The sequence below is a fragment of the Blautia sp. HCP28S3_G10 genome (genome assembly GCF_052065235.1).
Classification (GTDB): domain Bacteria; phylum Bacillota; class Clostridia; order Lachnospirales; family Lachnospiraceae; genus Blautia_A.
In genome coordinates this window covers 1-6,782 of record NZ_JBQHUL010000069.1, presented here as the reverse complement: position 1 = coordinate 6,782, position 6,782 = coordinate 1, and the positions used below count along the sequence as shown (strand labels likewise).

Annotated in this window: 6 protein-coding genes and 1 tRNA gene; 5 read left to right on the top strand and 2 right to left on the bottom strand. The window is 40.8% G+C overall.

What is annotated here, in order from left to right:
- The first annotated feature begins 386 nt into the window (after window positions 1-386).
- From ACTNB8_RS15975 to ACTNB8_RS15960, 4 genes are all read left to right on the top strand, one after another.
- Window positions 387-1,664, top strand: coding sequence for a glucose-1-phosphate adenylyltransferase (locus ACTNB8_RS15975; protein WP_441056063.1), 1,278 nt, complete (start codon window positions 387-389; stop codon window positions 1,662-1,664).
- Window positions 1,661-2,779: a glucose-1-phosphate adenylyltransferase subunit GlgD gene (glgD, locus tag ACTNB8_RS15970; protein WP_441056061.1), complete on the top strand. Its 1,119-nt coding sequence runs from the start codon at window positions 1,661-1,663 to the stop codon at window positions 2,777-2,779. Before ACTNB8_RS15975 ends, glgD begins: the two co-directional genes overlap by 4 nt.
- A gap of 78 nt (window positions 2,780-2,857) precedes the next feature.
- Window positions 2,858-3,148: a septation regulator SpoVG gene (spoVG, locus tag ACTNB8_RS15965; protein ID WP_296157556.1), complete on the top strand. Its 291-nt coding sequence runs from the start codon at window positions 2,858-2,860 to the stop codon at window positions 3,146-3,148.
- A gap of 211 nt (window positions 3,149-3,359) precedes the next feature.
- The gene (locus ACTNB8_RS15960) at window positions 3,360-4,691 is read left to right on the top strand and encodes a PcsB-like coiled-coil domain-containing protein (protein WP_441056060.1); all 1,332 of its coding nucleotides are present in this window, start codon (window positions 3,360-3,362) and stop codon (window positions 4,689-4,691) included.
- A gap of 365 nt (window positions 4,692-5,056) precedes the next feature.
- Here the strand turns inward: ACTNB8_RS15960 and pduB are convergent, their stop codons facing one another.
- Window positions 5,057-5,773 (bottom strand): microcompartment protein PduB, encoded by a 717-nt coding sequence (pduB, locus tag ACTNB8_RS15955; protein WP_441056062.1) that lies wholly within the window; start codon window positions 5,771-5,773, stop codon window positions 5,057-5,059.
- Window positions 5,774-5,987: 214 nt separating this feature from the next.
- Here pduB and ACTNB8_RS15950 point away from each other — a divergent pair, with 214 nt between their 5' ends.
- Window positions 5,988-6,161, top strand: a complete 174-nt coding sequence (locus ACTNB8_RS15950) for a hypothetical protein (protein WP_441056059.1) — start codon at window positions 5,988-5,990, stop codon at window positions 6,159-6,161.
- 324 nt (window positions 6,162-6,485) lie between these two features.
- Here ACTNB8_RS15950 and ACTNB8_RS15945 read toward each other — a convergent pair.
- Window positions 6,486-6,559 (bottom strand) — tRNA-Pro (locus tag ACTNB8_RS15945).
- Window positions 6,560-6,782 lie beyond the last annotated feature (223 nt).

Below are 6,782 nucleotides of genomic sequence, written 5' to 3'. Positions count from 1 at the left end.
ATCGCATTATGACTGTCTGAAAAAGCGTTAAGTATACCAGCATCCAATATTTATCAAGACTATTTACAGTACATTTTCCTTAAGTAAATGACATTGGGAGTGAACAGTAACTTCACAGGTAATAACAATTCGCAGGTATCATAGTTGGGGGCTTTTGACCCCAACAGCATTAAAAAAATATAGAAGCGCAAATAATACAAAAATAGATATATAAAAATGTGCAAAATATACAAAAAATAACGTGTGACGTTTTTTGAACATATCAAAAACGTGTGCAATAAAAATAAAAAAATGAAAATACAAACGAAAAAATTGTGAAAAATGTTCACTAATCATGTAAAGTATGATATAATGAAAAATCATAACATACAAGAGGTGAGTGCATGATGATTAAAAAAGAAATGATTGCCATGCTATTAGCTGGCGGTCAGGGCAGCAGACTGGGAGTTTTAACAGAAAAGGTTGCAAAACCGGCTGTCGCTTTTGGGGGAAAGTACAGAATCATAGATTTCCCCTTAAGTAACTGCATTAATTCGGGCATCGATACAGTAGGAGTCCTGACGCAGTATCAGCCTCTGCGTCTGAATACACATATCGGAATAGGTATTCCGTGGGATCTGGACAGGAATGAGGGCGGTGTGACCGTACTTCCTCCTTATGAAAAGAGCACCAGCAGTGAATGGTATACAGGAACTGCGAATGCTATTTATCAGAATCTGGATTATATGGAACAGTATAATCCGGATTACGTTCTGATTTTGTCCGGGGACCATATTTATAAGATGGATTATGAAGTTATGCTGAATTTCCATAAGGCAAATAAGGCAGATATTACGATCGCCTGTATGCCGGTTCCTATTGAAGAGGCAAGCCGTTTCGGAATCATGGTGACGGATGACAGCGGGCGTGTTACAGAATTTGAAGAAAAACCTGAAAAGCCGAGCAGTAACCTGGCTTCCATGGGAATTTACATATTCAGCTGGCCGGTGCTTAAAGAGGCACTGATTTCACTGAAAAACCAGTCCAACTGTGACTTCGGTAAACATATCCTTCCTTATTGTAAAGACAAAGGAAGCAGACTTTTTGCATATGAATATAACGGCTACTGGAAAGATGTAGGAACACTTGGTTCTTACTGGGAAGCCAATATGGAACTGATCGATATCATTCCGGAGTTCAATTTGTATGAAGAATTCTGGAAAATATATACAAAAGGTGACATTATTCCACCACAGTATATTTCTGAGGAAGCTGTTACAGACAGATGTCTGATCGGAGAGGGTGCCGAAATATACGGAGAAGTACACCATTCAGTGATTGGCCCGAATGTTATTATCGAAAAAGGCGCTGTGATCAATGATTCCATTATCATGCGCAATACAGTGATCGGTGAGAACACGATCATGGAGAAAGCAATTATAGCAGAAGATGTTACCATAGGTAAAAATGTCACCATTGGATGTGGAGAAGAAGCAGTAAATGTACTGAAACCTGCAGTATACTCCTTTGGTCTTGCTACTGTCGGCGAGGGCAGTGTGATTCCGGATAATGTCAAGATTGGAAAGAACACGGCAATATCCGGCATAACAAAAACGGAAAATTATCCGGGAGGAATTCTGGCCAGCGGACAGGTAATCAAGGTGAAGGATGGTGAGCAGGCATGAGAGCGATTGGAATTATTCTGGCCGGCGGTAACAACAGCCGAATGAGAGAACTTTCTAATAAAAGAGCGATTGCAGCAATGCCGGTGGCAGGAAGCTATCGCAGTATAGATTTTGCACTGAGTAATATGGCAAATTCCCACATACAGAAAGTGGCAGTACTGACACAGTACAATGCACGTTCACTGAATGAACATTTAAGTTCTTCCAAGTGGTGGGATTTCGGACGAAAACAGGGTGGCCTTTTTGTTTTTACTCCGACAATAACCAAGAACAACAGTCTCTGGTATCAGGGAACAGCTGATGCGATTTATCAGAATATAGATTTCCTTAAGAACAGCCATGAACCATATGCGGTGATCGCATCCGGTGACTGTATTTATAAGATGGATTACAATAAGGTTCTGGAATATCATATTGCGAAACGTGCGGATATTACAGTTGTATGTACTACATGCAAAGATCAGAAAGAAGTAGAACGATTTGGTGTCCTGAGAATGAATGATGACTGCAGAATAGAAGAATTTGAAGAAAAACCAATAGTTTCTTCCTATAATACAATATCTACAGGAATTTATGTCATCAGAAGAAGACAGCTGATCGAACTGATCGAGAGAGCTGCGCAGGAAGGCAGACATGATTTTGTCAATGATATCCTGATTCGCTATAAGAACCTCAAAAGAATCTATGGTTACAAAATTGATACATACTGGAGCAATATTTCCACGGCAGAAGCTTATTACAGAACAAACATGGCATTCTTGCAACCGGAGATACGGAATTATTTCTTCAGACAGGGACCGGAGATCAAAACGAAGATCGATGATCTTCCACCAGCCAAGTATAATCCTGGTGCAGTTGTGAAAAACAGTCTGGTAGCCAGTGGCTGTATTATAAACGGCACAGTTGAGAACTCAGTTCTTTTTAAAGATGTTTATATAGGAAATAACTGCGTCATTCGTAATTCTGTAATACTGAATGATGTATATATTGGAGATAATACTCATATCGAGAACTGTATTGTTGAGAGCAGGGATACGATCAGGGCTAATTCGGATTACCGAAGTGAGGATGGAATCCGCATTGTGGTAGAAGAAAATGAACGCTATATGCTATAAAAAGGTTGAGGAAAGGTTATTATCGGTCGTTACGGCGGCTGTTTTATAACACGTATGAAAACGAAAGGGGTAGGCAAGATGAATATTACAGATGTACGAGTTAGAAAGGTTGCAAAAGAAGGCAAGATGAAGGCAGTTGTTTCTATCACAATTGATGATGAATTTGTAGTTCATGATATCAAAGTGATCGAAGGAGAGAAGGGACTGTTCATTGCAATGCCGAGCCGTAAGGCAACAGACGGAGAATATCGGGACATTGCACATCCGATCAACTCTGGTACAAGAGACAAGATTCAGACCCTGATTATAGATAAATATCAGGAAATGCTTGCAGCAGAGCCAGAAGAGGCAGAAGCTGTAGCTGAATAGGTTAAAAATGTATAATAGGGGGGACTTGTAATAACAAGGACTCGTATGAATCCGGCTGTGAAAAATTAAATTTCACGGCCGGATTTTTTCCGTAACCAGGCTGTAGATAGATACAAATGTTACATGAATGTTACAAAAATAAAATAAAAGTATTGATTTTCTGCTGAGATGTGTTATACTTAACCTTACAAAAAAGTTAAGAGGTGTATATATGAAGATGAAAAAAGTCCTTACCCTGTTACTTGCAGGTGCTCTGACATTTTCCATGGGGACAAGCGTATTTGCTTCCACAGAAGATGAGATTGCAGCGGCACAGGCACAGAAACAGGAGGCACAGGCAGGACTTGCACAGGCGCAGGCAAATATCAGTGGCCTGGAAAGCAAGAAACAGGAACTGGAATCCTACCTGGCAGAACTGGATTCACAATATAATGAACTTACAGATGCAGTTTCCGAGCTCAGTACACAGGCAGCAGAGAAAGAAGAAGAACTGAAAAATGTTCAGGCTGAACTGGAAACAGCAAAGAAAACAGCAGAAGAGCAGTATCAGTCCATGAAGATTCGTATTCAGTATATGTACGAAAATGGTGGAAGTTCTATGCTGGAAATGCTTCTGGGATCACAGAATCTTTCAGATTTTATCAACCAGGTAAATAATATTTCTTCTATTTCCACATATGACAGAAATATGCTGAAGAAATATGAAGAGACACAGCAGACGATCAAAGAACAGGAAACAAAGGTTGAAGAGGAATCTGCTTCTATTAATACTTTACTCAATGAGAAGAGTACAAAGCAACAGGAAGTACAGAATCTAGTTGCGACAACCAATGACAATATTTCTTCTTATGTAAGTCAGATCAGTGCAAGCCAGGAAGAGGCAAGTGCCCTGATGGCAGAAGTAAATAATGCAGATAACAGTATTTCACAGTTGATGGCACAGGCTGAGCAGGAAAAAGCAGCTGCAGAAGCAGCGGCAGCAGAGGAAGCAGCACAGGAAGCTGCACAGGCAGAAGCTTCTTCCGAGGCAGCAGAAGAGGATTATGATGAAACTTCAGATACTGAGAATACTGATTCCGAAAGCAGCACAGAAGACAGTACAGGCACAGCTGATGACAGTGATTATACAGAAGATGCCACAGAAACACCGGAAGAAACCGTAACAGAGGACAGCAGTGATGCATCACAGAATACAGGAAGTACTGATTCTTCTGAAAGTACTTCTTCTGAGGACACATCTTCCGAAACTTCCAGTTCCGGTCAGGGAAAATATCTAGGTACTTTCAAACTGACAGGATATTGTAACTGCGCACAGTGCTGCGGAACAGCAGGAAATGCAACAGCAAGTGGTACGATGCCGGTTGCAGGACGTACAGTAGCAATGGCAGGAGTACCGTTTGGAACACAGCTTCTGATCAACGGAAATGTATATACAGTAGAGGATTTGGGAACTCCGTATGGACATGTTGATATTTACTGCAGCAGTCACAGCGAGGCACTGAGCTTCGGACTGCAGTATGCAGAAGTATATCAGTTGAATTAATTTATATGGAAATACAGAGAAACTGCCACTGACAGATTCTCTTGCATACTCTGGCATAAATGACAGCAGGCGTTGGGGCCTGCTGTTTTTAGCGTTATAAGGAGATTGAGGCATCGAATTAAGAAGTTATGCTGAATTCCGATGCCAGATTTAGCGATATATTGAGATTGAGGCATCGAATTTGCGATTTATTTTGAATTCCGATGCCAGATTTAGTGATATATTGAGATTGAGGCATCGAATTAAGAAGTTATGCTGAATTCCGATGCCAGATTTAGCGATATATTGAGATTAAGGCATCGAATTTGCGATTTATTTTGAATTCCGATGCCGAAGGCCTCATGAAAGAGTACAATAGAAAAATATCAGAGATATGGTGCACCGGGAATGTTCGGGTAGGAGCCCATACCAATAAGAAGCTCCAGTCCGATCTGACGGGCTTCCAGTACAGCAGCTTTGACAGCACTGGCGTCACCGGAAATTCCGAGGATAACTTCGTTGGAATGACTGGTGCCGATACTTGGGGTCATGTAGCAGGTAATATTTACTGCCGAAGCCTTCATGGCAGTGTCAGCCATAACAAGTCCGATTGCAGCAGGGGAACCTGCCATAAAGCCGAAGGCTTCCCCGGGAACAGCCTGGAAAGCTTTGGCAAGAGCCTGTCCCGCACTGGCAGAATAAGTAAATTCCAGATGACCGGATTCACTGATATAAAGCTCACCGGCATTTTTCTTTGTTAATTCCAGTGCCAGCTCAATGGCATGCCTTACATCAGAAACATCATTCCCACCAATCACAATATAATTGCCGTGACCGCCCCAGCCTTTGGTATCGCGGGGGAACTCAATAGAAAGAACCTCTGTGTTGGTGGCTTTTACTGCATCGTCAATTGCGGTGATCTGTCCTGCAGCTCCGGTTCTAGAACTGAACAGGCCAAGAGCGTGGTACTTCGTACCGACATTCATCTGCGCAAGCAGCATATCATCAATTCCGGAGATTACAAGTCCGATGGTGTCCAGAACCGTAGTTCCTACAAACTCAGTTCGGGTACAGTGCGTGCTGATATTTTTTACATCATTTATATTCATGGAAAACTCCTTTTACGATTTTGCTATATAATGATTATAATATAGCGTAACGAGTGAGGAATTTCAATGAATTTTGGCAAGGTTGTTGTAAACAGTAATTACAGGCAGAAAGAACTGACAGATGAGATTATTATTCAGACAGAGATTTTTTTCATAGTCCGACAGTTATGATGTTGATTTTACCGGCAGGCATGTCGAGGGAAATGTTATGGAGCGGAATTATTCCATTACAGATGAAGATGGAAATCTGGTTGCAACAGTGGATAGGGAGATCCTTCAGATGACAGATACATATGTGCTGGACATTGAAAAGCCGGAAGATGCACTGCATGTACTGATGTTTGTACTGGCAATTGATGCGGAAAAATGCTCGGGATCTTAAGTTGGGTTGTCGGTTGATTTGTCGAACGAATTCGATTGACTACAGTACAAAATGTGCTATAATAATCACAGAACATACTTTTGGCAGTATGTTTGATAAAACATAAGATAAAACCATATGCGAAGAGATTGCTGTGTTGCCAGAGCAGCAGTCTGAGAGCTGGAAAATACAATAGAATAGAAATATACAACAGAAAACACTTCTGAAACACAAAAGATATCCGAAATACAAAAGACCTGAAAAGCACAAAGGATAAGCTGCCTGTGAACAGGAACCTTTTTATATCATAAAAAAGGATTCCATAACAGGAATCCTCTCATGTAGTCGAAGTGACAGGATTTGAACCTGCGGCCTCTGCGTCCCGAACGCAGCGCTCTACCAAACTGAGCCACACTTCGTTATTTGATTTATTTGCTCAACGCAAGAGATATTATATTATAGTGATATGGAAATGTCAACAAGTTTTTTGAATTTTTTAAAAAAATTTGATAAAATAGATAAAAGTATATTATAGAGTCCAGCGGTGTGATGTCAAGTGAGAAATGAATAATAAATCAAATATCTTTCATATATTTCACGAAGACAAAAAACACCCACCTAAGCCCTGTCGACCATGTTTTT

Excerpts from the sequence above, each read along its gene's own strand:
- ACTNB8_RS15975 (WP_441056063.1), top strand. The coding sequence starts at position 387 with ATGATTAAAAAAGAAATGATTGCCATGCTATTAGCTGGCGGTCAGGGC.
- glgD (WP_441056061.1), top strand. The coding sequence starts at position 1,661 with ATGAGAGCGATTGGAATTATTCTGGCCGGCGGTAACAACAGCCGAATG.
- spoVG (WP_296157556.1), top strand. The coding sequence starts at position 2,858 with ATGAATATTACAGATGTACGAGTTAGAAAGGTTGCAAAAGAAGGCAAG.
- ACTNB8_RS15960 (WP_441056060.1), top strand. The coding sequence starts at position 3,360 with ATGAAGATGAAAAAAGTCCTTACCCTGTTACTTGCAGGTGCTCTGACA.
- ACTNB8_RS15950 (WP_441056059.1), top strand. The coding sequence starts at position 5,988 with ATGGAGCGGAATTATTCCATTACAGATGAAGATGGAAATCTGGTTGCA.